Here is a 25,434-nt window from a genome sequence, read left to right on the forward strand (position 1 = left end):
CGACGATCACCCCTCGTGATCGAACGCCTGCGCGCGCTGCGGATGGACACCACGCCGCTGCGCACCTCCCGTGACTTCCGGCTGCTGTTCCTCGCCGGCACGGTCTTCTACTTCGGCGCGATGGTCAGCTACGTGGCGGTGCCGTACCAGGTCTACACGCTGACCGGCTCCAACTTCGCGGTGGGCGCGATCGGCCTGGTCGAGCTGGCGCCGATCCTGGTGTTCGGCCTGTACGGCGGCGCGCTCGCCGACCACGTCGACCGGCGCAAGCTGCTGATCGCCACCGGACTCGGGCAGGCGGTGTTCACCGCGATCCTCGCCGTGAACGCGTTCCGCGACGAGCCGGACGTGTGGCTGATCTTCGTGGTCGCGGTCGCCCTCACCTCGTGCGGCGCGCTGCAGCGGCCGTCGCGCGAGGCGCTGCTGCCGCGCACCGTCGCGCACGACCAGTTGCCGGCGGCGAACGCCCTGTCCAGCCTGGGCATCCAGGTCGGCCTGCTCGCCGGACCGGCGGTCGGCGGCCTGCTGGTCGCGTACGTCGGCATCGGCTGGTGCTTCCTCGTCGACGTGTGCGGCCTGTTCGTCGCGTCGTACCTCTACCTGCGGATGCGCTCCTACCCGCACCGCGAGGAGACCACGCCGCCCAGCCTGGCCGGCATCAAGGAGGGCATGGTCTACGCGTTCCGCCGCCGGGACCTGCTCGGCACCTACTTCGTCGACATCGTGGCGATGATGTTCGCCGCCCCGGTGGTGCTGTTCCCGGCGCTCGCCGAGGAGGTCTTCGGCCGGCCCGAGCTGCTCGGCATGCTCTACACCGCCGAGGTGATCGGCGCGATGGTCGCGACCGCCCTCTCCGGCTGGACCGCCCGCGTCCACCACCACGGCCGCGCGATCGTGCTCGCCGCCGCGGCGTACGGCGCGATGATCGCCCTCGCCGGCGTGATGCCCTCGATCTGGCTGGTCGCGCTGTTCCTCGCGCTCGCCGGCGCCGCCGACATGATCTCCGGCATCTTCCGCTCCACCGTCTGGAGCCAGACGATCCCCGAGTCCATGCGCGGCCGCCTCGCCGGCATCGAGATGCTCTCCTACTCGATCGGCCCACTCTCCGGCCAGGTCCGCGCCGGCGTCACCGCCGACCTCTGGTCGGTCCGCGGCGCCATCACCTCCGGCGGTCTCGCATGCGTCGCCGGCGTCGGCGCCACCGCCCTGTGGCTCCGGGACTTCTGGACCTACGACGCGCGCACCGACGAGCACGCGGTTGCCGAGCGGGCCGTGCGCGAGGCGGCCGGAGAGAGCTGAGCGAGCTCCTGCTCTCCCCGGCTCGAGAAGTTCGTCGGGTCGGAGGGCGCCGGACGCGCCGGGCCGGACTCACGGTCGCCGCGCACCCGGTCACAGTCACGGTCGTGCGCTTCGCGGCGGCGGGCGGGTCCGCGCCGTCTCCGACGACGGTGGCGCGACGCTCGCCCACGAGGCTCCGGTCGCCGGATCGCCGGCCAGCGACTGGTAGACGATCGGCGGCGGCGTCCTGGTCTACGTGACGTCGAGCGAGTCCGGCGACCCAAAGACGTGGCACTTCGGCGCTTCGTTCGCCCGCCCCGAAGGTCGGTTGTCAGCGCTTACGAGTTGCTGGCCAGACGGACCGAGGGCGCTGCCTCGCAAGCCGGCAGCTCTTCGACGCCGACGATGCCGCGCTGGTGCACGACCAGCGGGTGAGTCCCCGGCGCCGAGCACTAGCCCGGCCAAGGCTCGCGGCCAAGACTCTATCGAGTGCGGTCGCATCTCTTCCCGCCGCACGACGCGATCACGAGGGTGCGCTCGGTTGGTCCGACTCCGTATCTGAAGACGTCTCTGCATTCTGGCTCTTCGCTACGTACTGGTCGCGTAGGTACTGCTCGAAAGGTTCGTGTTCGCCCGCCATTGAAGCCCGAGCTGTGGACCCGTACGGCGGCGCGGGTGAGGGCCGAATCGGCAGGAGTGGTGCGATTCCATGCCGGGCCAGGATCCAGAGAACGATGAGTCGCGCTGTACGCCCATTGCCGTTCACGAAGGGATGGATCCGGACCCACTCACCGTGCGCGTAGGAGGCGATCCGAAGTACGGCCATGTCCCGAGCAAGCGGCGGCAGGTCGTATGTGCCGAGCTCTTCGATGTCGTCTCTGACCCGCGCTAGCAGCGCCTCAACTTGACCGAAGACGAGGTACGACCGGACCCCTCGGATTCCACCTACATGGTTCTCGGCGTCAAGAAGCTCGGAATGGGTCGAGTCCCCCCGGAAGTTGCCAAGATATGCGTCGCAAGGGACGGGTATGCAGTCGTACATCCGACGATGCCAAGCCTTGATAAGCTCAGCCGTTATCGGGTCGCCGCTAAAGGCATCCAGAACCACGTCCTGAGCAACTTTATCGAGGTTGCTCTGCAACGCCGGAGTGTCTGGATCATCACTCCATTGGGGGCCAACCATCGGTGCTCTCGTCCTTTCGACGAGACCCCGCGGCTACCACCCTTCTTGGTTAGCTCTGCTGATCTCGTCTTCGTCCAGGAGGTGTGCTCCACCGACCGTGTGGCTACTCGTTGCCCGCTCGTCGACGTCGCGCACTCGTTGAAGGTACTCGACCGGGTCCGAGATTTGGGGCAGGGCCGTTGAAGCGGCGACCGCCCCCAGCCGAGCGATCTCGGAAACAGTGTTGTCCCATTCGATGTCGTGAGCCTCTCGCAACCGATCCTCTAGCGAAGGAGCACCCGCCGACACTAGGCGGCGGACATCATCGATACCGAGGCGTGAAATCGCCACCTCCAGGGACGCCCGAAGCTTCAATGCGCGGCGCGCACCCGAAGAGCGAACGGACGACGAAGGGTTGTTCTGCCAAACGTAGAACGTGGCCTCTGGCACGCCGGCGATCGAGCAGGCATCGCGCTGACTGACGCCAAAGAACTCCTTGAGCCACAGCACGGCACGATGGCCGGCGTTCCCTGTCTCTTCTGAAGCCTCGGGACCTCGCGTCGTCGGCGCTGCTATCAGCGTGGGTGGACGGTCATAGTCGAAAGTTGAGACCCACTCCGAATTGTGCGCAGTGAATGTCTCGATCGAACCGGGGCGCTCGTAGAGGTCGGCGGTAACGGAGCAATGGATCGTTGAATAGCTAACGATCCCATCATCGGTGGAGGTCCAGTAGTTGACCAAGGGCACGTGGTGGTGGCCAGGTACGCGCCGCAGGGAGTAGTCGGGCGTTGACCAGACCTCACTGACCGAGTGATCGGTCGACTGAATCGGAGACCGTAAAGTACCGTTCTTCCCGAGGCCGAAGGTCACGCCGTAATCCTTGTGGCCAGTGTTCACTTAGCGTCACCCCCATCTATCGGCCCCAGCGCGAGCCATCCGTCTTTGGTCAGGACCTGCTGAAACAGAGCGAGCTCCAGGTCGTGGAGTTCATCAGAAACCTCGAGCAACTCCTCGGCGTCAAAGGCCTTGGTCGCTTCTCGGTAGGTATCGATGTCGATCAAGATGCCGTACTCCCCAGATTCCTGGTTGATCAGCGCGCTGCTGACCGCTGCGTTCAGATCTTCCACCACGAGGACGTGCCGCGACTGTGTCATGCCGACCTTTGTGTCAATCCCCTGGGGATCGAAACCCAGGAACCGGTCGCTTATGAACGGAGTCAGGTCTGTCGGATTCTGAAATGGCTCGGCCTCGAACGCTGCGGCGAATGCGGTGTTTACGAATCGTAGCCCGACCCTGGTCGTGACCCCCGGAGACATGACCTTGTCCACCGCCGAGAGGAGGGCGGCGATCCAGTCCCGGAAGTTCCCCTTCCACGCTCCGTAACTCTGCGTCTCGAATGTGACAACGTCACGGCCTAGCGTCACAGTCGCTCTGCCGTCCGGCGACACCAGGCGCCAAACGTCTTCCCCAGCTTGCGGTCCCCCGGCAATCGGTTGCACGGAACCGATCGACATTTGAAACAGGGTCTCATTGCGGATCCGGGTCAGCTTCAAGTCTGGGCCAAGGCTGGCTTGAAACTCAAACGCGGCTCGGCCGTCATCAAGCTTCACGTCGCTAGCGAAACGGACTTGCCAGATCACATTTGCGAGCGGAGCTCGCTCTACCTGCCGATCGTCAAACGGCAGGTCGGCGAAGCGGTTGCTCATACCACAGATCCTCCGTCTACACAACCTAGAGCGTTATTAGAGTGTAGCGTCTCCGGCTCCAAACCCCACCTCGAAATCGCCACCTGTGGACTCTGCGTGTCTTGACCGCTCTGAGCGCGACGGTTCGTTGTGGCCTGCCGCCACGGGCACGCGATCCGGCGGTGCGCCCCCCTCGACGCGCTGCGGCCCGCTTCGAAACGCTGCCGGGTCGGGTGGTTAGCGCGCTTCCAGCACCCGCGCCAGGAACCGCCGGGTCCGCTCCTCGCGCGGGTTGGCGAGGACCTCGGCGCCGCCGCGCTCGGCGATGACACCCTCGTCGAGGAAGAGCACCTGGTCGGCGACGTGCTGGGCGAAGCGGACCTCGTGCGTGACGATCACGAGGGTCCAGTTCTGCGCGGCGAGATCGCGGATGACGGCGAGCACCTCGCCGACGAGCTCGGGGTCGAGGGCGGAGGTGGGCTCGTCGAGCAGCAGCACCTCGGGCTCGAGCGCGAGGGCGCGGGCGATGCCGACGCGCTGCTGCTGGCCGCCGGAGAGCTGCGAGGGGTAGGCGTCCTGGCGGCCGGCGAGGCCGACCTGCTCCAGCAGGGCGCGGGCGTCGGCGACCGCCTCGTCGACGGGGCGCTTCTGCACCTGCACCGGGCCCTCGATGAGGTTGCCGAGCACGGTCTTGTGGGGGAACAGGTTGTGCGCCTGGAAGACCATGCCGCTGCGGGCGCGCAGCGCCTTGACCGCCCTGCGGTCGGGCCGGGACGAGAAGTCGATGGCCGCGTCGCCGATGCGGACCAGGCCGGCGTCCGGGGTCTCGAGGACGTTCATCGAGCGCAGCACGGTCGTCTTGCCGGACCCGGACGGCCCCAGCAGCACGGTGACGGTCCCGGCGGCGACGGTGAAGTCGACGCCCTTCAGCACCTGCTGGTCGCCGAAGGACTTGGTGAGGCCGCGGACCTCGATCAGGTCGCTCATGTCGCGTACCTGCTCAGCCGTCGTTCGAGCGGCCCCTGCGCCAGGCTCACGAGGTAGCAGACCACCCAGAAGTACAGCGCCGCCATCGTGTAGAGCGGCAGGTAGTCGGTGGTCGCCGCCGCGGTGATCTGCGCCTCGCGGAACAGCTCGGGCACCAGCACCAGCGAGGCGAGCGCGGAGTCCTTGATCAGGGCGAGGAGCGTGTTCCCGAGCGGGGGTACGGCGATGCGGGCTGCCTGCGGCAGGATGATCCGCCGCATCGATTGCCAGTAGTCCATGCCGATCACCGTGGCCGCCTCGTACTGTCCGCGCGGCACCGACAGGATCGAGCCGCGCACGACCTCCGCGGCGTACCCGCCCACGTTCAGGCTGAGCGCGATGATCGCGGCCGGGTAGGGGTCGAACTCGATCCCGATCTGGGGCAGCCCGTAGAACACGATGAACAGCTGCACCACCAGCGGGGTGCCACGGATGATCGAGATGTAGGCACGGGCGATCCAGTCGAGCACCCGGATCGACGACAGCCGCGCGAGCGCGGCAGCGATGGCGAGCACCATGCCGAACAGGAAGCTGAAGATCGTCAGCGGGATGTTGCCCTTCAGCAGCCCGGCGAACATCGGCCCGGCGGTGTCCTTGACGACCTCCCAGGTGGTCCGGGAGTCCGACGCCTTGACCGACACCTCCTCCGTGCTGCCCGGCACGGTCACGTCCGCGCCGAAGTAGCGTTCGGAGATCCTCGCGAGCGTGCCGTCGGCGGTGAGGGTCGCGATCGCGGTGTCCGCCTCCGCCTGGAGCTCCGGGTCGCTCTTGCGGAAGGCGAGCGCCTGCTTCAGCTCCTCGTCGCCGGCGTCGCCGGCGATCTTGACCTGCTGGTTGCCGGACGTCGCCAGGTAGTCGAGCACCGCGATGTTGTCGTTGACGATGGCGTCGACCCGCCCCTGGATGAGCAGCTGCACGCCGGGGCCGAAGTCCTGGACGTAGGCGATCTTCGCGCCCGCCTCCTTGGCGACCTGCGCCCAGTTGCTGCTGGCCGTCTCCGCGACCGTCTTGCCCTTCAGGTCCGCCAGCGAGGTGATGTCGTTGGTGTCCCTGCGGGTGACGATGACGCCCCGCGAGTACGTGTACGGCGTGCTGAACAGGTACCTCGCCTCGCGCTCCGGGGTGATCGTCACCTGGTTGGCGATCACGTCGATCCGGCGGGAGTCGAGCGCGGGGAAGAGGGAGTCGAACGGCGCCTCGACGAACTGCAGGTCCCAGCCGGCCTCGCGGGCGATCGCCTTGGTCACGTCGATGTCGAAGCCGGTGAGCTCGTTGGTGTCCTGGTCGCGGTAGGTGAACGGCGGGTACACGCCCTCGGTCCCGACCCGTACGACGCGGTGGTCGTCCGCGTTCGCCGGCCCGCCGATGGCGAGCAGCCCGCCGAGCAGGGCGAGCAGGACGAGGAGACGGGGCACTCGCTCCCGTTACCCATTTCCGGGCAGGATCAGGCGGCCTGGACCCAGCGGCCCGGCTCGACCTCGGTCCAGTCGGCACGTGCGCGGGGCTGGGCGGGCGCCCGGGAGCGGTGGACGTGCCCGGTCGGCGTGACCACCTCGACCTCGTGCGGCTCGAGCGGTCCGGAGCGCACCGTGTGGTGCCAGCCGGGCGTCTCCTTGGTGAGGTTGCAGTCCTCGCAGAGCCCCTGTCCGTTGAGGCCGGTGGTCGGGCCGCCGTCGGCGACGCGGCGGACGTGGTCACCGGCGCGGATCCGGGCGCCGCACCACGGGGTCCGGCAGACCTGGTCGCGCAGCGTGATGAAGTCGCGCAGCAGTCCGTCGAAGACGCGGGCCGTCGACTCCATCGCCACGAGGTGGTCGGTGTCGTCGATGCGGAACAGCCGCCGGATGCGCGTGGCCTGCTCGGGTGAGGCGTGGGCCATGGCCCGGGCGACGGAGGCGGGGATCGGGCCGAAGCCGGCGACCTCGGCGGGCTCGTCGTCGCCGGCGAGGAGGGCCTCGGCGCTCAGGACGAGGTCGATGCGGACCGGCGTGCGCTCCGCGGTCACCTGGCCGGTGAGGCGGGCGACGAAGTGGTCGGCGACCAGCTGCTCGACCGAGCGCTCGTCACCCCGGGCCCGGTCCGTCTCCGCTGCCTGCCGCAGCGAGGCCATGATCGCCGCGTAGTGGACGTCGGAGACGACAGCGCTGATCAGCCCGGTGCCGTCGCCCAGCCAGCGCCCGGAGACGCGCCGACGGGTGATCGCGTCCTCGCGGCGGCGGGTGGCGCCCGCGGGATCGACCCGCATCACCTCGCGGGCCGTCGCCAGCGACACCTCGCGGTCGCCCAGCGTGGCCAGCCGGTCGGCGAGCGCGGCGTCGACCGTACGGCGGTCCGCGGCGGCCAGGTCGCGGGTGCCGTCGGCGATCAGCTGGGCGCGGTGCTCGTTGATGTCGCCGCGCTCGAGCGCGGCCAGCGTGTGCGGGAGGTCGTCGACGAGCGCGACCGCCAGGGTGGTGAGGCGCCGGCCGCGGTGCGGGCTCTCGTGCCGGGCCAGCCCGACCTGCGCGCCGACGCTGCGCACGGGCTGCCCGGTGTCGGCGATCTCGGCGGCGATCCGCGCCTGCGCGGCGCAGGCCGCCGACTTGAGCCGCTCGAGCGCCTCGAGCCGGTCGATGCAGGCGGCGCCCTCCGGCACCGGAGCCCCGGCGAGCAGCGCCGCGACGGCACCGAGGTCGGTGTCGTCGAGGTAGTCCGCCGAGTCGAACATGTGTTCGATTGTACGCCGACTGAAGGGAGATTGCAAGGGCCAAGAAGGGACTGAATCTAGGCTCGCGACATGGAGCTGACGCCCGACGGGCGCTACCTGCTCGTCGACGGCCGACGGTGGCGCGCGACCGACTCGGCCATCCCGGAGAGCCGCCGCGAGGAGCTGACGAAGGCGCTGATGGCCTGGCGCCGCGAGGTGCGGCGGACCCGCGGGACCCCCGAGGAGCGGGCCGCCCGCGACGGGGTGCAGGCGGCCAAGGTCGCGCTCGGCGAGCGCGGCACGCCCTGGTGGGAGCAGTCCGACGACGAGCGGCGGGCCCGGTGGAGCGCCGACGTTCCCCTGCCGGGCGTCAGCGGCTGACCCGCCGCTGGACCGGGTCCAGGAACCCGCCGGCGAGGGTGCGGACCCACCACGCGCCGGACTCCCGCCGTTCCTGCCGCGTCGTGAACCGGTAGCGATAGAGCCGCGCGCGCACCCAGCGCGGCGGGTCGCCGGCGAACGGGTCGCGGCGCAGCAGCCCGGTGACCGCGGGCTCGCCCTCGAGCAGCCGCTGGGCGAGGGTCGGGAACCACGACCGCGCGTAGCCCGGGTTCAGGGCGGCGAACCACATCAGCCAGTCCAGCCGCAGGTGGTACGGCGCGACCTGCGGCGGGCGCCGGCGCACGTCGCCGGGCTTGCCGCGGAACTCGTACTCCTCCCAGGCCGCGTCGTCGTCGGGCCGCTCGGCCCGGGTCCCCTCGACCACGACCTCGTAGCGGATCCGCGTGATGCTGCCGAACGCGCCGTACGCGTTGACCAGGTGCCAGCGGTTGAAGGAGGCGTTCATCCGCTGTTGCCGCGAGAGCAGGTTCGCCGCGGGCCACCAGCTGAGCACCAGGACCACGACCGTGGCGGCGACCACCACGGCGACGTACGCCGCGGGCGCGTCGCCCGGCTGGGCGTCGCCGAGCGGGAGCGCGGACAGCGCGATCACGATCGTCAGCCAGTTGAGCCAGGCGAAGTTGCCGCTCAGCACCAGCCAGAGCTGGGTCACGATCATGATCGCCGCGGCGACGCCGGCGACCGGCTGGGGGAGGAACAGCAGGAACGGCACCGCGAGCTGGGTCACGTGGTTGCCCACCACCTCGACCCGGTGCACCGGCCGCGGGAGCCGGTGGAACCACCAGCTCAGCGGGCCCGGCATCGGCTGGGTCTCGTGGTGGTAGTCGAGCGCGGTGAGATCGCGCCAGACCCGGTCGCCGCGCATCTTGATCAGCCCGGCGCCGAACTCGAGGCGGAACAGCAGCCAGCGCAACAGCACCAGGACGAGCAGGGGCGGGCCGACGTCGTCGTTGCCGAGGAAGACCGCCAGGAACCCGGCCTCGAGGAGCAGCGACTCCCACCCGAAGCCGTACCAGACCTGGCCGACGTTGACGATCGAGAGGTACAGCAGCCACAGCACCACCCAGACCAGCATCGCGAGCGGCCAGGGCACGGCGTCGGTGAGCCCGGCCGCGGTCGCCAGCGACAGCGCCGCGCCGGCCCACGCGACGCCGGTGAAGAACCGGTCCGAGTGGTGGAGGTGGAAGAGGCTCGGCGCCTCCCGGAACGTCGTGTGCTCCAGGTAGCGGCCGACGGGCGTCAGCCCGCGCTCGCCGAGCAGCCCGGCGTACTGCCGGGCGGCCACCACGAACGCGACCAGGTAGATGACCGCCAGCCCCCGCTGGAACAGCTCGCGTCCCAGCCAGGCCTGCTCGGCGACGAACCACTCGGTCACGCAGGGCCGGTACCCATCGGCTACCTGATCGTGCCCACCCCGGGGACCAGCGGCAGGTCCAGCGCGGTGACCCACCCGGCCGGCAGGTCGTTGACGTACGGCACCGCGTTGAGCGCCCGCAGCCCGGTCGCGAGGCAGCCGGCGACGGCGGGGGCGCGTCCGGAGCCGTCGGTGAGACGGAACGCCGTCTCCTGGCTGATCGACGGCGAGCCGGTGATGTCGACGCGGTAGACGTCGTCGGCGGAGCCGGCCGGCCAGTCGGGTGCGGCGTCCAGGCCGATCCGGTTGACGTGCTCGAGGGTGATCACCTCGCGCCCGCCGTACACGCCGTTGATCGTGAAGCGGATCGCGGCGACGTTGCCGGCCTCGATGACGCCCTTGGCGGTCTTGCGGTCGGTCGGCGTCACCCACTTCTCCCACGTGGTGGTGATGTCGTCGAGCTCGATGCCGGCGGCGTGCGCGATCATCGGGACGGTCGCGCCCCACGCCATGATCAGCAGGTCCGGGATCTCCAGCAGGGGCGTGTACGCCGGCGGGCGGCCGATGCCCATCTCGTCCTCGTAGTCGCCCTCGTAGTCGGTGTAGTCGAGCAGCTCCGACGCGCGCACCGAGTCGACCCGGCCGCACAGGCCCATCAGCGTCAGCGGGAACAGGTCGTTGGCGAAGCCCGGGTCGATCCCGGTCGTGAAGCACGAGGCGCCGCCGTCCGCGCAGGCCTCGGTGATCGGGTCGCGCCAGTTGTCCGGGAGCTGCTTCATCCCCGGCCACACCCACGGCGTCATCGCGGTGGAGCAGACGTCGATGCCGGCGCGGAGGAACGCCGAGATGACGCGGATGTTCTCGTCGGCGTACTGCGCGGTGGGTCCGTAGTGCACGAGCGCGTCGGGCCGCAGCGCGATCAGCTCGTCGACCGAGGTGGTGGTGACGACGCCCGTCTCGCCCAGTCCAAGCAGCGTCCCGACGTCCTGTCCGGCCCGCGAGGACCGGGTGACCCCGACGCCGACCAGCTCGAACACCGGGTGGTCGAGGATCTCGGCGATCACCATCGAGCCCACGACGCCGGTGCCCCACACCACGACCCGCTTGCGTGTCATCGGTCGAACGCCTCTCGCACCTGGGCCTCGGTGAGGCCGTAGTCGTCGAGGGAGTAGCGGTGCGACGGCGCCGCCTTGCCCTCCTTCGCCTCGCGGTCGATCTCCTCGATCGCCGCCTGCACCTCGGGCGTCCAGTCGAGGCCGAATCGGTCGTAGACGCGGCGCGTCACGGCGACCGGGTCGCTGACCAGGTCCTGGAACGCGACGTCGACGAACTGGCTCTGGTCGTACTTCGGCCGCGCGTCGTGGAAGGCGTGGTAGGCCCGGGACCAGAGGTCGAGCTGGGTGCGGCCGATCACCTCGCCGACGTACGTCGTGCTGTGCCCGGCCGTGGTCTCCGCCGACAGGGAGCAGGACGACGCGATGCAGGTGACCGGGTCCCGGTGCGTGTAGACGATCAGCGCGTCGGGGTAGACCGCCATCAGGGCGTCCAGCGCGGTCAGGTGCGACGGGTTCTTGAGCACCCACCGCTTCTCCTGGTCGTTGAGCCCGACCAGCTGGAGGTTCTCCTTGTGCCGCGCGTAGGCGTCGGTCCAGTCCTGCTGCTGCAGCCAGGCCGAGTAGCGCGGCACGTTCGCGAGCGCCTCGTAGGAGCTGGACTTCCCGGTCTGCCGCAGCAGCCGCCAGCACTCCTCGACGGTGGTGGCGTCCATGTAGTGGATCCCCATGAACTCGGGGTTCTCGCCGTGGTGCGCGGCGAAGCCGGACTGCATCGCCGAGAAGATGGGGTCGGCCTCCCACGTCGAGCGCGGCGGCCGCGGCTGCGGGTACTGCGTCAGCCACATCTCCAGGCCCTGCGCCATCGGGTCCGCGTGCAGGTAGCGGTGCAGCGCGGTCGTGCCGGTGCGCGGCAGCCCCATCAGGAAGACCGGCCGCTCGATCGGCACGTCCGCGTGCCCCGGGTGCGCCGCGAACTGCGCCTGGGTGAGCAGGACGCCGACCAGCGCGCTCTTGACCTCCGAGCGCTGGAAGTAGTTGCCGCGCGGGGTGAGCCCGGCCTCGGGGGACGCGAGGTCCTCGGTGAGGACGCGCAGGCCCTCCTCGTGCAGGCCCGCCCCGAAGTCGGAGAGCCCGGTGGTGCGGACGGCGGCGGCCACGATGTCCTCGTAGCTGCCGACGTCCGCCCGCTCCCGGGTCATCACGTTGTCGCTCATCGGCCGGCCATGCTCAGTCGTGGAACTCGCCGCAGTCGACCGTGAGCATCTGGCCGGTGACCGCCGACGCCAGGTCGGAGGCGAGGAACAGCGCCGCCCGCGCGACCTCCTGCGGCGACGCGAGCCGCTTGAGGTCGGTCGGCGCGGCCTTCTCGGCGTACACGTCCTCGTGCGTCTTGCCCTCCACCGCCGCGAGGAAGTCGAAGTAGCCGCGGTTGACGTCCTCGTAGATGTACGACGGCGCCACGCTGTTGACCCGGATCCCGCGCGGGCCGAGCTCGGTGGCCAGCGAGGACGCGAGGTGCTCGAGGGTGCCCTTGGAGAGCTTGTAGCCGGCGTACTCGGGCTGCGAGGAGAACACCACGCACGAGTTGAGCATGATGATCGAGCCCTTCGACTCCGCGAGCGCGTCGGCGAACAGCGCCGACAGCCGCAGCGGCGCGAACACGTTGGTCTCGTTGACCTTCGCCAGCTTGCGCGGCTCGATCTGGGTGATCGGGTCCATCGGCGGGATGGTGAACGCGTTGTTGATGACGCAGTCGACGCGGCCGAACGCCTCCAGCGTCCGGTCGCGCAGGTTCACCCGGGAGTCCTCGTCGGTCACGTCGGCGACCACGCTCAGGACCTTGCCGCCGTGCCCCTCGAGCTCGGCCTGGAGCTCGAGCAGCCGGGACTCGGTGCGGCTGGCGATCACCAGGTCCGCGCCCATCCTCGCGGCCTCCTCGGCGAGCGCGCGGCCCAGGCCGGGGCCGATGCCGGAGACCACCAGGACCTTGTCCTTCAGCAGGGGTACGGCAATGTAGCGGTCCTCGATCGAGGTGTCGTGGGCCTCTGCATATCCGAGGTCGGTCATCAGCTCAGCATCCTTCGGGCAACGGAGCGCTGCCGGGCGGCGATCCGCGCGGCGTACTCCTCGGTGGAGACGGGGGTGAAGTAGGGGAGCCGGTCCGGCACGTCGGCGACCGGGACCTTCTCGACGACCGGTCCGTCCTCGGGGCCGAGGTCGCGCTCGAGGCGCTGCCAGCGCAGCATCAGCGACCCGGTGCGGTGCCCGAGGCACTCGAGCCAGTTCGCGATCGCCCGGCCCTCACCAGCGGGTGAGCGCTCCGAGATCACGAACCGCATCTTCCCGTCCGGGTCGGTGACCGCCTGCGCCTTCGTGAGCGAGGTCTGGTGGGTCTCGTAGTCGGTCGAGATGTACCAGTCCGAGCCGATCTGGATCGCCTGGTAGGCGCAGTCGGTGCACTCCGGGACGGTGACGATCAGCGCCTCGTCGTCGGCGAGCTCGTAGTGCCCGATCGAGGAGCGCTGTGACGACAGGCCGCCCGGCGTCGACTGCGGCGGCGTCGGCTGGTTGACCGGCTCCTTGTACTGGAAGAAGTGGGGGAACGCGAACCACGTCTGGATGGAGCCGGTCAGCAGCTTGGCGGCCACCTCGTACCTCTTCGCCAGGCGCTCCCGCGTCAGCGGCTTCGCCGGTACGCCGAGCGTGTCGGTGCGCTCGATCCAGAGCTGTCCGCGCTGCTCGGTGTCCCAGTCGTTGAAGACCTCGCGGACGATCATCGTCTTGGCGCCGGGCTCGGCGACGTAGGTGAACTCGAACGCCCCGTCGTCGGCGATGTCCAGCTCGCGGTCGTCGAACGCCAGCATCGAGGTGGCGGCGGAGTCGGCCGAGTAGGCACCGCCCATCACCTGGAACGACAGGTCGGCGCTGGTGCCGCGCACGCCGCGCACGACGTACTCGACGCCCTCCTGGAGGTAGGCGTTGAAGTAGATGGCGTCCGGGTTGTCCAGGCCCTGGCGCGAGTACTGGTGGGTGGGGTTGATGAACACCGGGCGGTCGAGGTCGTGGTCGAAGGCCATCTGCATGGCCATCCGGATCCGACCGGCCAGGTAGTCGTAGCCCTCCAGCAGGTCCTGCTCGGTCCTGATGAACGGGGCGCCCTCGATCAGCCGCTCGGCCTCGGCGATGGCGTCCTGGAAGGGCCGGGTGATCTGCGTCAGGTCGCTCATAGCTTGTGGATGATGTTCTCGGCGTACTTCTCGAGGTGCTCGACCTTCTTCTCGAGCGGCTCGGTGTCGGGGCCCTTGATGTAGGGCATCCGGAAGCCGACGATGCAGTCGGTGACGCCCTTGTCCTCCAGGCGCTTGATGCCGTCGAGGGTGTAGGCGTCGTACGAGATCACGTGCACCTCGAAGTCGTCGCGGGTGTCGCCCTCCTCCGCGCGGATCTCCGCGAGGCGGGTCAGCAGCCGGTCCAGCTCCTCGCCGTCGCCGCCGGCGTGCATCCACCCGTCGCCCTTGCGTACGGCGCGGCGCAGCGCCGCGTCCGCGTGGCCGCCCACCAGCAGGGGGATCTTCGCCGGCGCGGCCGGGCACTGCTTCAGGGCGTCGACGTCGTAGAACTCGCCGTGGTACTCGAAGAACTCGCCGCTCGTCAGGCCGCGCAGGATGTCCATGCACTCGTCCATGCGCTTGCCGCGCTTCGCCCAGTCGACGCCCAGGGCGGCGAAGTCCTCCGGCCACGGGGAGATGCCGACGCCCAGGCCGAGCCGGTTGCCGGAGAGGAACGCCAGCGACGAGGCCTGCTTGGCGACCAGCACCGGCGGCCGGATCGGCAGCTTGAGCACGAACGGCGTCAGCCGCAGCGTGGTGGTGTGCGCGAACAGGTGCGCGCACAGGACCATCGTCTCGATGAACTCCTTGCCCTCCAGGAACTCCCGGTCCCCGGTGTCGGTGTAGGGGTACTTCGAGTCGGAGTCCTTCGGGTAGATCAGGCTGTCGGCCACGGTCATGCTCGTGTAGCCCGCCGCCTCGGCCGCCTGCGCCAGCGGTGCGTAGTACGTCGCCTGCGTCATCGCCTCGGCGTAGCTGAATCGCATCTCACGCCTTTCGGTTATTGAGCCTGTCGAAATATAGAACGTGTTTCAGTTTTGTGCCAGAGTCCCCCTGTGGACCTCCAGGAGATCAGCGACCGCCTCGAGATCGAGGGGGCGATCGTGCGCTACACGCGCGGCATCGACGCCGGCGAGTGGGACCTGCTCGACACCGTCTTCACGCCGGACGCCGAGATCGACTACACCGAGTCCGGCGGCATCGCCGACACCTTCCCCGCCGTGAAGGCGTGGCTGGCCGAGGTGCTGCCGGCGTTCTTCCCGAAGCGGATGCACTCGCTGCACCAGGTCGACATCAGGATCGACGGGGACCAGGCCACCGCGACGGCGTACTTCCACAACCCGATGCCCATTCCCGACACGCAGGGTGCCGACGGCGCCGGCGGGGAGAAGGTCGTCGAGTTCGGCGGGCTGTACCACCACACGTTCGTGCGGACGCCCGACGGCTGGCGCAGCCGGAGGCTGCACGAGGAGATCGTGTGGAAGCGGGGGCTGTGACCCACCCGCCGCGCCGGGTCTTGCGGTCACCCTGACAATGGGGGCATGTCCGAGCAGCTGCCCGAGGGCCCCGGCGAGCACCCGATCATCGCGGGCGTCGGGGCGCTGGTCGGCGTGGCCATCGCGGTGGGGCTGATCCTGGGCCTCGTGGTGCTCGCCGGCACGCGCGTGCTCGGCCTCGACGGCGGCTCCGGCGAGGGCAGCTCCGGCGGTGGCCGGTCCATGTACCTGCCCCGGCCGGAGAAGACGCCGACCGAGACCAGCCCCCAGATCACGCTCGCACCGGGCGACGAGTCCTCGCCCACGGCCGACAGCAGGCCGTCGGACAAGCCGACGGAGTCGGCCTCGCCGCGCAAGGAGATCTCGCTCTCGGCGTCCACGACCCAGGCCGCCCCGATGGAGCAGTTCAACCTGACCGGCGTCTACCCGGGTGGCGAGGGCGCGATCCTCACCGTGCAGCGGTTCCAGGACGGGTCGTGGCAGGACTTCCCGGCCACCGGCTCCGTGAGCGGCGAGGTGTTCCAGATCCCCGTGCAGACCAGCCAGCCCGGCGTGAACCGGTTCCGCGTCATCGACTCCGACAGCGAGCTCCAGTCCAACGAGATCCGGGTCACGATCGGCTGACACCGCCACCCGGAGGGTGATGCAGGTCACGCCGGACCGTGCGATGGCCTCTCCACCTGCGCGCCCGCGGCGCCGATGAGTCCTCCGGCGGGTAGCCTCCCGGACCCGTGCGCCCCGAGGAAGAGAGCAGATGAGGGACCCCATGCGCGCTCGCGCACTGTCCCGGACGGTCGTCGCGACCGGCCTGGCGCTGGCGACGGCCACCACGATCGCCGCGACCACGAGCGCCAGTGCCGAGGATGCCTCGGGCCGCGGGGGCGTGCGGTACTACGACCGGCCGGTCGCCCCCCTGCTCCCGCAGCGTGGGCTCGAGCCGGTCCGTCCGGTGGGCCCGGCCGACTACACGTTCCTGTCCGCCCCGGACTTCATGAACGCCGACGTCGCCGATGTCTCCGGGCTGCCGACGTGGCACCGGGGGCTGCCGAACTCCTGGAACTCCTCGTACGCGCAGATGGTCGACACCGTCCTCGACACGTTCCAGGCCGAAGGCCCCGACGACGTGTTCGTCGCCGGAGACCTGGTCGAGGGTCACTGGGGGGAGGACGCCGACCGCACCGGCATCTTCGGGCCGGCCCGGACCAACGCGCAGCGGAAGGCCGCGCTGAAGCGCACCGCGAGCTTCTACTTCTCGCAGTGGCGCCAGCGGTTCGAGGCCCGCGGCCTGCCGGTCCTCGCCGCCCTCGGCGACCACGACATCGGCGACAACCCGTGGGCGGGTGGCCGGCACGCGGCCGACAACCGCTTCAAGCTGCACCAGGTCCAGACCTTCAAGAGGGCGTTCTTCGAGAAGGTCATGGCGGCCGCCCGGCTCGGGAACCGTCCGCCCGGTCCGGCGCACGGCACCGCCTTCGCCACCTACGTCGCCCCGGAGGTGCTGCTGGTCACCGTCGACGTGTTCAGGAGCACCCGGCGCGACGTCGTCACCGAGCTCGACCCCCAGCAGCTGCGCTGGCTCGGCCGGGTGCTCGCCGCCGCGAACCGGCGCGGCACCGACTGGATCATCGTGCAGGGCCACACGCCGGTGATCACGCCGGTCCGCACGTACGGGTCCTCGGCGATGTCGTACACCGGCGGCACCAGGTCGGCGTTCTGGAAGGTCATGGTCAAGAACCGGGTCGACCTCTACCTCAACGGCGAGGTCCACGACATCTCGGTCCGGCGGGCCGACGGCATCACCCAGGTCAGCCACGGGGGGACCCTGCAGATGGCGACCCCCAACGGCAGGGGCGCCACCAACTACGCCCTCGGCCAGATCTACGGCGACCGCCTGTGGCTGCGCGACAACCGCTTCGCCCCGCGGATGGTCGACACCTCCGCCGAGCTCTGGCAGGTCGGCCGTACCCACCGTCCGGTCGTCCGCAAGGAGATCTGGGACGAGCCGCCGGCGCAGGGCCACCTGGTCCTGACCAGCGACAACCAGCTGCTCTACAGCGACGGCGCCTTCATCCCGTACGCGGGCTGACGCGGCGGGACCTGGGGTCGGAGCCGCGCGGTGAGCGCGGGCTGGCCGGCGACGACGCCGACGAGCACGAGCAGCATGCCCAGCGCCTGGGTGGCGCCGAACGCCTCGCCGGCGAGCGCGACGCCCACGAGGGTGCCGGCGACCGGGTTCAGCAGCCCGACGAGGGACACGGCGGCGGCCGGGAGCCGGCGCAGGCCGCGGAACCAGAGCACGTTCGCCAGCACGGTGGCGACGCCGCCGAGGTAGAGGAAGCCACCGACGGCGGGCAGGTCCAGCGGCGGCGGGGCGCCCTCGACGACCAGCGCGACCGGGAGCAGCACGAGGCCGCCCGCGACCAGCTGCCACCCGGTGAACGTGATCAGGTCGACCGGCGGCGTCCAGCGCTTCACCAGGATGTAGCCGAGCGAGGACATCGCGACCGCGGCGAATGACGCGGCGACGCCGACCGGGTCGGGGGTGGCTCCGCCGCGGAGCACGAGCAGCGCGACGCCGCCGAACCCGATCGCGGCGCCGGCCAGCGAGAGCACGGTGGGCCGCTCGCGGATCAGCCCCCACGCGAGCAGCATCATCATCACTGGCGCGGTCGCCGTCAGCGTCGCGGCCAGGCCGCCCGGCAGGCGGTAGGCGGCCACGAAGATCAGCGCGAAGAAGGCGCCGACGTTCAAGGTGCCGAGCAGCAGCGCCCGCCACCACCACCTGCCCTGCGGCAGCTGGGGCCGGAAGGCGAGCAGCAGCAGCCCGAAGGGCAGCGCCCGGACCATCGCGCCGAAGAGCGGGCGGTCCGGCGGCAGGTACGTCTCGGTCACGTAGTAGCCCGAGCCCCACGCGATCGGGGCGACGGCGGTGAGCAGCAGGGTGCTGCCCCAGCGACCGGGCGAGCTATTAGTTTCCACGGAAAGGATAATAGTTTCCGGGTGAGATATGTTCCCCATCGTGAGCAGCCCCGCGGAGCGCGATCTCGATCACGTCGGCCGGATCATGGCGCAGTGGAACCGGGAACGGCCGGAGCTGGACGTCTCGCCCCAGGGGGTGATCGGGCGGCTGCACCGGCTGGCCGCCCGGCTCAGCGAGGAGCTGGCGGCGGTCTACGGCGAGTTCGGGCTCGGCGAGGGCGAGTTCGACGTGCTCGCGACCCTGCGCCGCGCGGGCGCGCCGTACGAGCTCACGCCCGGCGAGCTGGCCCGGCGGACGATGGTGTCGTCCGGGGCGGTCACCAAGCGCGTGGACCGGTGCGTCGAGCAGGGCTGGGTGACCCGGCGGGTGAGCGACAGCGACCACCGCGGCCGGGTGGTCGCCCTGACGGCGTCGGGCCTCGAGCTCATCGACCGCGCGTTCGAGGCCCACATGGCCAACGAGCACCGGCTGGTCGGGATGCTGGACGAGATGGAGAGGGCCCGGCTCGCCCACCTCCTGGAGAAGTGGGGCCGGGCCCTCGGCGACTGACCCGCCGAGTCGGCGCCAGTGCAGGTCCGGAAGGCGCCGAGTCGGCGCCAGTGCAGGTCCGGAAGGCGCCGAGTCGGCGCCAGTGCAGATTGTCGCCTGCAGTAGCGCCGACTCGGGGGTCGCGCGGCCTGCAGTAGCGCCGACTCGGGGGTCGCGCGGCCTGCAGTAGCGCCGACTCGGCGGTGGGGTCAGTCGGGGATCCAGTCGAACGTGTCCGGGTTCGGGCCGCGCCGGCCGTCCTCGCCGCGGTCGAGCGCGGTGATCGCGGCGACCTCGTCGGGGGTGAGCCGGAAGTCGAAGATGTCGAAGTTCTCGCGCATCCGCTCCACGTGCGTCGTCTTGGGGAACACGATGTCGCCGCGCTCGATGTGCCAGCGCAGCGTGACCTGCGACGGGGTCTTGCCGTGCGCGGCGGCGATCTTCCCGACCACCTCGTCGCCGAGCACGTCGCCCTGCGCGATCGGCGACCACGCCTCGACGACGACCTGGTGCCGGTGCGAGGCGGCCCGGGCCTCCTCGTTGCCGAAGTAGGGGTGCACCTCGATCTGGTTCACGACCGGCTTCACGCCCGTCTCCTCGATGATCCGGTCCAGGTGCGCGGGCTGGAAGTTCGAGACGCCGATCGACGCCGCGCGCCCGTCCTGCACGAACTCGGCCAGCGTGCGCCAGGTGGAGACGAAGTCGCCGTCGTACCGCGTCGGCAGCGGCCAGTGGATGAGGAACAGGTCGATCCGGTCGAGCCCGAGCTTGCTCATCGTCTCGTCGAAGGCGCGCCGGGCGGCGTCCGGCTCGTGGAAGCTGTTGTTGAGCTTGCTGGTGATGTAGAGCTCGTCGCGCGGGATGCCGGAGGACCGGATCGCCTCGCCGACGCCGGCCTCGTTCTGGTACATCTCCGCGGTGTCGATGTGGCGGTAGCCCACCTCGAGGGCCTGCCGGGTCACCTCGGCCGTGTCCTCCGGGGGGACCTGGAAGACCCCGAAGCCGAGCTGCGGGATGGTCGTGTCGTCGTTCAGGGTGATGGTCGGAACGGTCATACCTGTATGAATCACCGAGCGGGGGGCGGATCATTCCCCGGTGGACTTCTCCGAGTACGACGCCCGCCTGGCCGCCTATGCCGTGATCGAGCGGGAGGACCACGTCCTGCTTGCTCTCTGGAACGAGCCCGCCGAGCCGCTCTGGACGCTGCCCGGGGGCGGGGTCGGGCGGCACGAGACCGTGGAGGAGGCGGCGGTGCGCGAGGTGCGCGAGGAGACCGGGTACGACGTTGAGCTGACCGGCCTGCTCGGGGTGAACACGGTCGCGCTCGAGCGGGCGGGGCGGCCGCTGCGCCACGTCCAGGTCGTGTTCTCGGCCCGGGTCGTCGGCGGCGTGCTGACCGCGGAGGTGGACGGTTCGACCGACGAGGCGCGGTGGATCCCGCGGGCCGAAGTCCCCGGCCTGCCACGGGTGGTGCAGGTCGCGAAATTCGTGGGCTGACCGGGAACAACCCCGGGCTGGCCCTGCGTTGAACCGGGTGATAGAAGTTGAGCCAGTTGGACTCAACTAGTTGGGGTCCGGGCCGCCGGAGCGGCACCATGGCCCGTAGCAGGACTCAATCCCCGGAGGTAACACACCATGGCACGTGCGGTCGGCATCGACCTCGGCACGACGAACAGCGTCGTCGCCGTCCTGGAGGGTGGCGAACCCACCGTCATCGCGAACGCGGAAGGCGCCCGCACGACCCCGTCGGTCGTCGCCTTCGCCAAGTCCGGCGAGGTGCTGGTCGGCGAGGTGGCCAAGCGCCAGGCCGTCACCAACGTCGACCGGACCATCCGGTCGGTCAAGCGCCACATGGGCACCGACTGGACCCAGAAGATCGACGACAAGACCTTCACCCCGCAGCAGATCAGCGCGTTCGTGCTGCAGAAGCTGAAGCGGGACGCGGAGGCGTACCTCGGCGAGACCGTCACCGACGCGGTGATCACGGTCCCGGCGTACTTCTCCGACGCCCAGCGCCAGGCCACCAAGGAGGCCGGCGAGATCGCGGGCCTCAACGTCCAGCGCATCGTCAACGAGCCCACCGCGGCCGCGCTGGCCTACGGCCTGGACAAGGGCGACGACCAGACCATCCTCGTCTTCGACCTCGGTGGCGGCACGTTCGACGTGTCCCTGCTGGAGATCGGCGAGGGCGTGGTCGAGGTCAAGGCGACCTCCGGCGACAACCACCTCGGTGGTGACGACTGGGACGCCCGGGTCGTCGAGTGGATGGTCAAGAAGTTCAAGGACAACAACGGCGTCGACCTGGGCGCCGACAAGATCGCCAAGCAGCGCCTCCAGGAGGCCGCGGAGAAGGCGAAGATCGAGCTGTCCTCGTCCTCCGAGACCACGATCCACCTGCCGTACATCACCCACGGCGAGTCCGGCCCGCTGCACTTCGAGGAGAAGCTGACCCGCAGCGAGTTCCAGAAGCTCACCGCGGACCTGCTCGACCGCACCAAGGCGCCGTTCCAGAGCGTGCTCAAGGACGGCGGCGTCGACGTCAGCAAGATCGACCACGTGGTCCTCGTCGGTGGCTCGACCCGGATGCCCGCCGTCACCGAGCTCGTCAAGGAGCTGCTCGGCGGCAAGGAGCCGAACAAGGGCGTGAACCCGGACGAGGTCGTCGCGGTCGGCGCGGCCCTGCAGGCCGGCGTCCTCAAGGGCGAGGTCAAGGACGTGCTGCTCCTCGACGTCACCCCGCTGTCGCTGGGCATCGAGACCAAGGGCGGCGTGATGACCACGCTCATCGAGCGCAACACCACGATCCCGACCAAGCGCTCCGAGATCTTCACGACCGCCGACGACAACCAGCCGTCGGTCGAGATCAAGGTGGCCCAGGGCGAGCGCCAGATGTGGTCGCAGAACCAGCCGCTCGGCAACTTCGAGCTGACCGGCCTGCCGCCGGCTCCGCGGGGCGTGCCGAAGATCGAGGTCACCTTCGACATCGACGCCAACGGCATCGTGCACGTGACCGCGAAGGACCAGGCCTCCGGCAAGGAGCAGTCGATGACGATCTCCGGTGGCTCCGCGCTGTCGAAGGACGACATCGACCGGATGGTCCGCGAGGCCGAGCAGTACGCCGAGGAGGACGCCCGGCGGCGCGACGCGGTCGAGACCCGCAACCAGGCCGACCAGCTCGTCTACACGACCGAGAAGTTCCTCGCCGACAACGCCGAGAAGCTGCCCGAGGACGTGAAGACCGAGGTGCAGGCCGACGTCGACGCGCTCAAGGCGGTCCTCGAGAAGGAGGACGCCACGGCGGAGGACCTCCGCGCCGGCATCACCAAGCTCGGCGAGTCCAGCCAGAAGATGGGCGCCGCGATGTACGCCGCGGCCGAGGCCGACGCCTCCGCCGCCGGCGGCTCGGACGGGTCCACCGGTGAGGCCGACGAGGACGTCGTCGACGCCGAGATCGTCGACGAGGGCACCGAGGACGAGACCAAGTGACCGAACCGTCCCAGGACGAGCAGGTCCGGTCGTCCGACCAGGCCGCGACGGCTGAGGAGCAGGAGACCCCTGCTCCTCAGCCGGACGAGCAGCTCACCCCGGCCGAGGAGTCCCCGGCCGAGGAGGAGCAGGAGATCGAGGACGAGCTGACCGTCGCCCAGCGCGCGGTGGGTGAGCTCACCGGCGACCTCCAGCGGCTGCAGGCCGAGTTCGTCAACTACAAGCGCCGGGTCGAGCGGGACCGCGAACTGATCCGGGAGAACGCGACGTACGCCGCGCTCGCCCCGATCGTCGAGGTCCTCGACACCATCGACCGGGCGCGGGAGCACGGCGACCTGGACCCGGGCTTCCAGGCGGTGGCCGACCAGCTCGAGCGGACCGTCGAGCGGCTGGGCCTGAGCAAGTTCGGGGCCCCCGGTGACGCGTTCGACCCGACGATCCACGAGGCCCTCAGCCACGTCGGCGAGGACCCGGAGGTCGAGGTGACCACCTGCAAGGTGATCGCCAAGGCCGGCTACCGGATCGGCGACCGCGTCGTGCGCGCCGCGCAGGTCCTCGTGGTCGACCCGGCCACCAGCTGACACACGAGACGGGGAAGGGAGGTGCGCTGTGAGTGCGACTGACAACGGCTTCCGGGCCGACTGGGCGCAGAAGGACTTCTACAAGGAGCTCGGCGTCGCGAAGGACGCGTCGGCCGACGAGATCAAGAAGGCCTACCGCAAGCTCGCGCGCGCCAACCACCCCGACTCCAACCCCGGCGACACCGCCAAGCACGACAAGTTCAAGGCGGTCGCGGAGGCGTACGACGTCGTCGGCGACCCCGAGAAGCGCAAGAAGTACGACGAGATGCGCGAGCTGTACGGCTCCGGTGCATTCCGCGGCGGCTTCGGCGGGGGCGGCGCGGGCCAGGGCGGGTTCAACCTCGACGACCTGCTGCGCGACCAGGCCGGCCGCGGCGGCGGCTTCGGGGACATGTTCGGCGACCTGTTCGGCGGTGGCGGGTTCGGACGGGGCCGCCAGCAGCGGTCCCGCCCGGCCAAGGGCCCGGACGTGGAGACGTCGGCGACGATCAGCTTCACCGACGCCCTGGAGGGCGTCACGATCTCGCTGCGGCTCACGTCCGACGCGCCCTGCCCGGACTGCAAGGGCACCGGCGGCAAGCCCGGCACCAAGCCGCGGGTCTGCCCGGAGTGCGAGGGCGCCGGCTTCGTCGTGGCGTCGGCCGGCGGCGCGTTCTCGATCAACGAGACCTGCCCGGTGTGCGCCGGGCGCCAGCTGATCTACGACGAGTCCTGCCCGACCTGCCACGGCAGCGGCCGCGGCATGTCCGCCCGCACCATCCAGGCGCGCATCCCCGCCGGCGTGAAGGACGGCCAGCGGATCCGGATCCGCGGCAAGGGCGCGGCCGGCGAGAACGGTGGCCCGGCCGGTGACCTGTTCGTCACCGTCAAGGTCTCCCCGCACCGGCTGTTCGGCCGCAAGGGCGACAACCTGACGCTCGACGTCCCGGTCTCGTTCGACGAGCTGGTGCTCGGCGCGGAGATCCGGGTGCCGACCCTCGGCGGCGCCCCCGTGACGCTCAAGGTCCCGGCGGGCACGCCCAACGGCCGCACGTTCCGCGTGCGCGGGAAGGGCGCGACCAAGGCCGACGGGTCCAAGGGCGACCTGCTGGCGACCGTCGAGGTGGCCGTGCCCGGGACGCTGCCCGCCGACGCGCGGTCGGCCGTCGAGGCCTACCGGGCCGCGATGGCCGACCGGCCGCTGCGGTCCAAGCTCTTCGAGGAGGCGTGACGTGCCGTCGCGCCGCCCACCCTTCGAGCCGCCGGGCCCGGACGCGGCGGTGTTCGTCATCAGCGTCGCCGCCGAGCTGAGCGGACTGCACCCGCAGACCCTGCGCACCTACGAGCGGATGGGCCTGATCACCCCGGGCCGCACCGGCGGTGGCGGTCGCCGCTACTCGCCGCGCGACATCGAGCTGCTGCGCGAGATCGCCGAGCTCACGTCGTCGGGCATCGGCATCGAGGGCGTGCGCCGCATCCTCGACCTCCAGAACCGCGTCGCCGCCCTCGCGGCCCGCAACGAGGAGCTCGTGAACGAGCTGGCGGCGACCCGCGAGGCGCTGCGGCAGGCGCTCACGCCCCGGCGTACCGACGCCGCCGGCAACAAGCTCCCGGTGCTGCGCCGGCCCGAGCCGGGCCAGTCCGTGGTGGTGTGGCGTCGCAACCGCTAGACCGGCTCAGACGGCCGGCAGCTCGATCGTGAACACGGCGCCGCCGTCCGACAGCCGGTCGCGGAACTCCTCGGGGACGCCGTCGCCGTGGTCGGCGACGTCGATCGCCACGCACGGGCCGGCCGGCCGCTCCCGCACGTCGAGGGGCGGCCGGCCGTACTTGCGCGCGTTCGAGAGCAGGTTGCTGAGCATCTGCTCGAGCCGCAGCGGGTCGGCGCGCACCATCCGCAGGTCGGTCAGCTCGGCCACCGCTCCGGGTCGAGGTAGACCAGCAGCGCCGACGACCCCCGCCGCAGCGTGGCCTGCACCTGCAGGTCGCCGATCGCGACGTCGAGCGACATGTCGGCGTCGACCCGGTGGCGGGCGACCAGCTCGGCCAGCTCGGCCGACACCCGGGCCAGGGGTACGCCGGGGGTGAGGGCCTCGTCCAGCAGCAGCCGGGCGGCGGCGTTGGCGTACCGCACCGGCAGCGCGTCGTCGTCCCCGACCTCGAGCACGGCGACCGGCGCGAGCTCGGCGACCTCCGCCCCCGGCGGCGCCTCGGCGGGGGCCGTGGTGGTGGCCGGGGCCGCCGCGACCGTCCCGCGGCGGGCCAGCGCGTCGCCCAGGTACGCCACCACCGCGGAGAGCGGCGCCCCCTTCTGCAGGTAGCCGTCCGCGCCGCGGGCCAGCGCCTTGTCGGACATCTGCTGGGCGCCGAACCCGGACAGCACCACGATCGCCGCGTCCGGGAGCGCCTCGCGGATGTGCGGCAGCGCCTCGAGGCCGTCCATCACCGGCATCGACAGGTCGAGCACGACGAGGTCGGGGCGCTCGGCGCGCGCCACCTCGATGCCCGCCGCGCCGTCCCCGGCCTCGCCCACGACCTCGTAGCCCGCGCGCCGCAGCGCGATCCGCATCAGCTGCCGGAGGTCCTCGGTGTCGTCGACGAGCACGACGCGCGGCGCGGTCATCGC

Annotated in this window: 27 protein-coding genes; 11 read left to right on the forward strand and 16 right to left on the reverse strand. The window is 70.7% G+C overall.

All coding sequences use genetic code 11. The features are described 5' to 3' along the window. Positions 1-15 precede the first annotated feature (15 nt). Positions 16-1,299, forward strand: a complete 1,284-nt coding sequence (locus ABD086_RS02085; protein WP_343905195.1) for an MFS transporter — start codon at positions 16-18, stop codon at positions 1,297-1,299. A 502-nt stretch (positions 1,300-1,801) separates the two neighbouring features. Here ABD086_RS02085 and ABD086_RS02090 read toward each other — a convergent pair. The 6 genes from ABD086_RS02090 to ABD086_RS02115 all read right to left on the reverse strand — a co-directional run bounded on the left by ABD086_RS02090 (position 1,802) and on the right by ABD086_RS02115 (position 7,858). Then, on the reverse strand, positions 1,802-2,419 hold the full coding sequence (locus tag ABD086_RS02090; RefSeq protein ID WP_343905196.1) for a Fic family protein: 618 nt from the start codon (positions 2,417-2,419) through the stop codon (positions 1,802-1,804). Between the two features lie 75 nt (positions 2,420-2,494). Beyond that, positions 2,495-3,310, reverse strand: a complete 816-nt coding sequence (locus ABD086_RS02095) for a hypothetical protein (protein ID WP_343905197.1) — start codon at positions 3,308-3,310, stop codon at positions 2,495-2,497. 23 nt (positions 3,311-3,333) lie between these two features. Continuing rightward, on the reverse strand, positions 3,334-4,146 hold the full coding sequence (locus tag ABD086_RS02100) for a TIGR04255 family protein (RefSeq protein ID WP_343905199.1): 813 nt from the start codon (positions 4,144-4,146) through the stop codon (positions 3,334-3,336). 216 nt (positions 4,147-4,362) lie between these two features. Then, positions 4,363-5,112: an amino acid ABC transporter ATP-binding protein gene (locus ABD086_RS02105; protein WP_343905201.1), complete on the reverse strand. Its 750-nt coding sequence runs from the start codon at positions 5,110-5,112 to the stop codon at positions 4,363-4,365. Beyond that, a complete protein-coding gene (locus ABD086_RS02110) occupies positions 5,109-6,566 on the reverse strand; it encodes an ABC transporter substrate-binding protein/permease (protein ID WP_343905202.1) in 1,458 nt (485 codons plus the stop codon). The genes ABD086_RS02105 and ABD086_RS02110 overlap by 4 nt, the downstream gene beginning before the upstream one ends. 29 nt (positions 6,567-6,595) lie before the next feature. Then, positions 6,596-7,858, reverse strand: a complete 1,263-nt coding sequence (locus ABD086_RS02115) for an HNH endonuclease (RefSeq protein ID WP_343905204.1) — start codon at positions 7,856-7,858, stop codon at positions 6,596-6,598. Positions 7,859-7,927: 69 nt separating this feature from the next. On the opposite strand from ABD086_RS02115, the gene ABD086_RS02120 reads away from it, so the two are divergent. Further along, a complete protein-coding gene (locus tag ABD086_RS02120) occupies positions 7,928-8,218 on the forward strand; it encodes a hypothetical protein (protein ID WP_343905205.1) in 291 nt (96 codons plus the stop codon). Here the strand turns inward: ABD086_RS02120 and ABD086_RS02125 are convergent. Genes ABD086_RS02125 through ABD086_RS02150 form a run of 6 tightly spaced genes read right to left on the reverse strand, consistent with a single transcriptional unit; the run spans position 8,208 to position 14,744 of the window. Continuing rightward, positions 8,208-9,614 carry a lipase maturation factor family protein gene (locus ABD086_RS02125; RefSeq protein ID WP_343905207.1) on the reverse strand — a complete coding sequence of 469 codons (1,407 nt, stop codon included), beginning with the start codon at positions 9,612-9,614 and terminating at the stop codon, positions 8,208-8,210. The two genes, ABD086_RS02120 and ABD086_RS02125, sit on opposite strands and share 11 nt — an antisense overlap. A gap of 20 nt (positions 9,615-9,634) precedes the next feature. Further along, on the reverse strand, positions 9,635-10,708 hold the full coding sequence (locus tag ABD086_RS02130; protein ID WP_343905209.1) for an NAD(P)H-dependent amine dehydrogenase family protein: 1,074 nt from the start codon (positions 10,706-10,708) through the stop codon (positions 9,635-9,637). Then, positions 10,705-11,862: a sulfotransferase family protein gene (locus ABD086_RS02135; RefSeq protein WP_343905210.1), complete on the reverse strand. Its 1,158-nt coding sequence runs from the start codon at positions 11,860-11,862 to the stop codon at positions 10,705-10,707. The genes ABD086_RS02130 and ABD086_RS02135 overlap by 4 nt, the downstream gene beginning before the upstream one ends. Before the next feature lie 13 nt (positions 11,863-11,875). Then, complete coding sequence (locus ABD086_RS02140; RefSeq protein WP_343905212.1) at positions 11,876-12,715, reverse strand: SDR family oxidoreductase; 840 nt, start codon at positions 12,713-12,715, stop codon at positions 11,876-11,878. After that, positions 12,715-13,875: a hypothetical protein gene (locus tag ABD086_RS02145; protein WP_343905214.1), complete on the reverse strand. Its 1,161-nt coding sequence runs from the start codon at positions 13,873-13,875 to the stop codon at positions 12,715-12,717. The genes ABD086_RS02140 and ABD086_RS02145 overlap by 1 nt, the downstream gene beginning before the upstream one ends. Further along, positions 13,872-14,744 (reverse strand): TIGR03619 family F420-dependent LLM class oxidoreductase, encoded by an 873-nt coding sequence (locus tag ABD086_RS02150; RefSeq protein WP_343905216.1) that lies wholly within the window; start codon positions 14,742-14,744, stop codon positions 13,872-13,874. Before ABD086_RS02150 ends, ABD086_RS02145 begins: the two co-directional genes overlap by 4 nt. A gap of 69 nt (positions 14,745-14,813) precedes the next feature. On the opposite strand from ABD086_RS02150, the gene ABD086_RS02155 reads away from it, so the two are divergent. From ABD086_RS02155 to ABD086_RS02165, 3 genes are all read left to right on the forward strand, one after another. Next, a complete protein-coding gene (locus ABD086_RS02155) occupies positions 14,814-15,254 on the forward strand; it encodes a nuclear transport factor 2 family protein (RefSeq protein ID WP_343905217.1) in 441 nt (146 codons plus the stop codon). A 45-nt stretch (positions 15,255-15,299) separates the two neighbouring features. After that, entirely contained in the window at positions 15,300-15,878 is a 579-nt protein-coding gene (locus ABD086_RS02160) for a hypothetical protein (protein WP_343905218.1), read from the forward strand. 142 nt (positions 15,879-16,020) lie between these two features. Beyond that, complete coding sequence (locus tag ABD086_RS02165; protein WP_343905220.1) at positions 16,021-17,340, forward strand: metallophosphoesterase family protein; 1,320 nt, start codon at positions 16,021-16,023, stop codon at positions 17,338-17,340. On the opposite strand, the gene ABD086_RS02170 is transcribed toward ABD086_RS02165, so the two are convergent. Next, positions 17,304-18,233: a DMT family transporter gene (locus tag ABD086_RS02170; protein ID WP_343905221.1), complete on the reverse strand. Its 930-nt coding sequence runs from the start codon at positions 18,231-18,233 to the stop codon at positions 17,304-17,306. The two genes, ABD086_RS02165 and ABD086_RS02170, sit on opposite strands and share 37 nt — an antisense overlap. Before the next feature lie 40 nt (positions 18,234-18,273). Here ABD086_RS02170 and ABD086_RS02175 point away from each other — a divergent pair, with 40 nt between their 5' ends. Then, positions 18,274-18,783 (forward strand): MarR family winged helix-turn-helix transcriptional regulator, encoded by a 510-nt coding sequence (locus tag ABD086_RS02175; RefSeq protein ID WP_343905222.1) that lies wholly within the window; start codon positions 18,274-18,276, stop codon positions 18,781-18,783. A gap of 188 nt (positions 18,784-18,971) precedes the next feature. On the opposite strand, the gene ABD086_RS02180 is transcribed toward ABD086_RS02175, so the two are convergent. Then, on the reverse strand, positions 18,972-19,817 hold the full coding sequence (locus ABD086_RS02180; RefSeq protein ID WP_343905224.1) for an aldo/keto reductase: 846 nt from the start codon (positions 19,815-19,817) through the stop codon (positions 18,972-18,974). Between the two features lie 40 nt (positions 19,818-19,857). Here ABD086_RS02180 and ABD086_RS02185 point away from each other — a divergent pair, with 40 nt between their 5' ends. From ABD086_RS02185 to ABD086_RS02205, 5 genes are all read left to right on the forward strand, one after another. Beyond that, positions 19,858-20,259 (forward strand): NUDIX hydrolase, encoded by a 402-nt coding sequence (locus ABD086_RS02185; protein WP_343905226.1) that lies wholly within the window; start codon positions 19,858-19,860, stop codon positions 20,257-20,259. Positions 20,260-20,397: 138 nt separating this feature from the next. Further along, positions 20,398-22,248: a molecular chaperone DnaK gene (gene dnaK, locus ABD086_RS02190; RefSeq protein ID WP_343905228.1), complete on the forward strand. Its 1,851-nt coding sequence runs from the start codon at positions 20,398-20,400 to the stop codon at positions 22,246-22,248. Continuing rightward, the gene (gene grpE, locus ABD086_RS02195; protein ID WP_343905230.1) at positions 22,245-22,829 is read left to right on the forward strand and encodes a nucleotide exchange factor GrpE; all 585 of its coding nucleotides are present in this window, start codon (positions 22,245-22,247) and stop codon (positions 22,827-22,829) included. The genes dnaK and grpE overlap by 4 nt, the downstream gene beginning before the upstream one ends. A gap of 28 nt (positions 22,830-22,857) precedes the next feature. Beyond that, complete coding sequence (gene dnaJ / locus ABD086_RS02200; protein WP_343905232.1) at positions 22,858-24,039, forward strand: molecular chaperone DnaJ; 1,182 nt, start codon at positions 22,858-22,860, stop codon at positions 24,037-24,039. A gap of 1 nt (position 24,040) precedes the next feature. After that, complete coding sequence (locus tag ABD086_RS02205) at positions 24,041-24,478, forward strand: heat shock protein transcriptional repressor HspR (protein ID WP_343905234.1); 438 nt, start codon at positions 24,041-24,043, stop codon at positions 24,476-24,478. Between the two features lie 6 nt (positions 24,479-24,484). On the opposite strand, the gene ABD086_RS02210 is transcribed toward ABD086_RS02205, so the two are convergent. Together ABD086_RS02210 and ABD086_RS02215 are read right to left on the reverse strand one after the other, a co-directional pair. Further along, a complete protein-coding gene (locus tag ABD086_RS02210; RefSeq protein WP_343905236.1) occupies positions 24,485-24,727 on the reverse strand; it encodes a sensor histidine kinase in 243 nt (80 codons plus the stop codon). Continuing rightward, complete coding sequence (locus tag ABD086_RS02215; protein WP_343905238.1) at positions 24,715-25,431, reverse strand: response regulator; 717 nt, start codon at positions 25,429-25,431, stop codon at positions 24,715-24,717. The genes ABD086_RS02210 and ABD086_RS02215 overlap by 13 nt, the downstream gene beginning before the upstream one ends. Between the last annotated feature and the right edge of the window lie 3 nt (positions 25,432-25,434).

The sequence above is a fragment of the Nocardioides aquiterrae genome, from assembly GCF_039526625.1.
GTDB lineage: Bacteria > Actinomycetota > Actinomycetes > Propionibacteriales > Nocardioidaceae > Nocardioides > Nocardioides aquiterrae.